The organism is Bradyrhizobium sp. I1.14.4 (assembly GCF_050435825.1).
GTDB lineage: Bacteria > Pseudomonadota > Alphaproteobacteria > Rhizobiales > Xanthobacteraceae > Bradyrhizobium.
Genome location: NZ_JBNDLA010000067.1, coordinates 1 through 3,214, shown reverse-complemented (window position 1 = coordinate 3,214; position 3,214 = coordinate 1). Strand labels below are relative to the sequence as shown.

Here is a 3,214-nt window from a genome sequence, read left to right as displayed (position 1 = left end):
ATGGACGATCTGTTGCGCGAGTTCCTGACGGAGAGCAGCGAGAGCCTGGATACGGTCGACAACCAGCTGGTGCAGTTCGAGCAGGATCCGAACAACGCGAAGATCCTGGATAACATTTTCCGCCTGGTGCACACCATCAAGGGCACCTGCGGCTTCCTGGGGCTGCCGCGGCTCGAGGCGCTGGCGCATGCCGGCGAGACCTTGATGGGCAAATTCCGCGACGGCATGCCGGTGAAGGCGGAAGCCGTGACGCTGATCCTGTCCTCGATCGACCGCATCAAGGAGATCCTTGGCGGGCTGGAGGCGACCGAGGCCGAGCCGGAGGGCGACGACCGCGATCTGATCGATCAATTGGAAGCGATGGTCGAGCACGGCATGGCCGCCATGTCAGGCTCGACGCAGTCGATGCCGGCTGCTGCTGAAGCGGCCGAAGAAGCTGCGATGCCGGTCGTCGAAGCGCCGTCGGTGCAGCCGGCGATGAGCGAGGGCACGCTGGTGGTGCAGACGCTGGAGCGGCCGTTGCGCCCGGGCGAGGTCTCGCTCGACGAACTCGAGCGTGCCTTCCGCGAGACCGCGACCGAAGTCGCCGTGCCCGCGCCGGTCGCGCAGCCCGCCGCCGCAGCGCCTGCCGCCGCGCCCGCCAAGAAGCCGGCGCGCAAGGCCGCAGCCGGCGAGGAGGTCCAGGAAGGCGACAAGATCGCCAACCAGTCGATCCGGGTCAATGTCGACACCCTCGAACACCTCATGACCATGGTCTCCGAGCTGGTGCTGACCCGCAACCAGCTCCTGGAGATCTCCCGCCGCAACGAGGACACCGAGTTCAAGGTGCCGCTGCAGCGGCTCTCCAACGTCACCGCCGAGCTGCAGGAGGGCGTCATGAAGACGCGGATGCAGCCGATCGGCAATGCCTGGCAGAAGCTGCCGCGCATCGTCCGCGATCTCTCCGGCGAACTCGGCAAGCAGATCGAGCTGGAGATGCACGGCGCCGACACCGAGCTCGACCGCCAGGTGCTCGACCTGATCAAGGATCCGTTGACGCACATGGTGCGCAACTCCGCCGATCACGGCCTGGAGACCACCGCCGAGCGGGCAGCTGCCGGCAAGGGTGAGCAGGGCACCATCCGGCTGTCCGCCTATCACGAGGGCGGCCACATCATCATCTGCATCGCCGACAATGGCAGAGGGCTCAACACCGAGCGGATCAAGGCCAAGGCGCTCCAGAACGGTCTCGTCACCGAGGCCGAACTGGAGAAGATGACCGAAGCCCAGATCCACAAGTTCATCTTCGCGCCGGGCTTCTCCACCGCCGCCCAGGTCACCTCGGTGTCCGGCCGCGGCGTCGGCATGGACGTGGTGCGCACCAATATCGACCAGATCGGCGGCACCATCGACATCAAGAGCGTGGCCGGCGAGGGCGCCTCGGTCACCATCAAGATCCCGCTGACCTTGGCGATCGTCTCGGCGCTGATCGTGGAAGCCGGCGGCGACCGCTTCGCGATCCCGCAATTGTCCGTGGTCGAGCTGGTGCGGGCCCGCGCCAACTCCGAGCACCGCATCGAGCGGATCAAGGACACCGCGGTGCTGCGGCTGCGCAACAAGCTGCTGCCGCTGATCCACCTCAAGAAGCTCTTGAAGATCGACGACGGCGCCACCTCGGACGCCGAGAACGGCTTCATCGTGGTGACCCAGGTCGGCAGCCAGACCTTCGGCATCGTGGTCGACGGCGTGTTCCACACCGAGGAGATCGTGGTCAAGCCGATGTCGACCAAGCTGCGCCACATCGACATGTTCTCCGGCAACACCATCCTGGGCGATGGCGCCGTGATCATGATCATCGACCCCAACGGCATCGCCAAAGCCCTCGGCGCGTCCGGCTCCTCGGCCCATGACATCGCCGACGACACTGCGGGCGCCCATGCCGCGAGCGGCGAGCAGCTGACCTCGCTGTTGGTGTTCCGCGCCGGCTCCTCGCAGCCCAAGGCGGTGCCGCTCGGCCTCGTCACCCGGCTCGAGGAGATCGCGACCGACAAGATCGAGCTCTCGAACGGCCGCTACATGGTGCAGTACCGCGAGCAGCTGATGCCGCTGGTGCAGATGGCCGGGGTCGCGGTGCAGACCCAGGGCGCGCAGCCGATCCTGGTGTTCGCCGACGACGGCCGCGCGATGGGGCTCGTGGTCGACGAGATCATCGACATCGTCGAGGAGCGGCTCAACATCGAGGTCGCCGGCAGCCAGGACGGCATCCTGGGCTCGGCGGTGATCAAGGGCCAGGCCACCGAGGTGATCGACGTCGGCCACTTCCTGCCGATGGCGTTTGCCGACTGGTTCTCGCGCAAGGAGATGCGGCCGTCGGCCTCGGCGCAGTCGGTGCTGCTGGTCGACGACAGTGCGTTCTTCCGCAACATGCTGGCGCCGGTGCTCAAGGCCGCCGGCTACAAGGTGCGGACCGCGCCCAATGCCCAGGAAGGGCTCGCCGCGCTGCGCTCGGGGCAAAGCTTCGACGTCGTGCTGACCGACATCGAGATGCCCGAGATGAACGGTTTTGAGTTCGCCGAGAACATCCGCTCGGACCACAACCTGATCGGGCTGCCGATCATCGCGCTGTCGGCAATGGTGTCGCCGGCGGCAATCGAGCGCGGCCGGCAGGCCGGCTTCCACGACTATGTCGCCAAGTTCGATCGTCCCGGGCTGATCGCGGCGCTGAAAGAGCAGACCGCCGAACTGCGCCGGGCGGCGTGAGCGGATGCAAGGAACAGAATCGATGACCAGCAGGACCGAGACCCGCGAAGGCGCAATGGCCGAATACGTCACCGCCGTGATCGGCGGGCAGCTGTTCGGGCTGCCGATCGCGCGGGTGCAGGACGTGTTCATGCCGGAGCGGCTGACGCGGGTGCCGCTGGCCTCGAGCGAGATCGCCGGCGTGCTCAACCTGCGCGGCCGCATCGTCACCGTGGTCGACATGCGCGCCCGGCTCGGGCTGCCGAAGGCCGATGACGGCCAGCTGCCGATGGCGGTCGGCGTCGACCAGCGCGGCGAATCCTACGGCCTGCTGATCGACCAGATCGGCGAGGTGCTGCGGCTGCCCGACGACAGCCGCGAGGACAATCCGGTCAACCTCGATCCCGGCATGGCCAGGCTCGCCGGCGGTGTCCACCGCCTCGACGGCCAGCTCATGGTCGTCCTCGATGTCGATCGCGTGCTCGAACTGGTGCCC

Annotated in this window: 2 protein-coding genes; both read left to right on the top strand. The window is 67.3% G+C overall.

Features of this window, described 5'->3' with window-relative positions:
* Positions 1–2,739 (top strand): hybrid sensor histidine kinase/response regulator (locus tag ABIB78_RS38650; protein WP_429034284.1); only part of this gene is annotated, 2,739 nt, incomplete at its 5' end.
* A 22-nt stretch (positions 2,740–2,761) separates the two neighbouring features.
* Positions 2,762–3,214 (top strand): chemotaxis protein CheW (locus ABIB78_RS38645; RefSeq protein WP_429034283.1); only part of this gene is annotated, 453 nt, incomplete at its 3' end.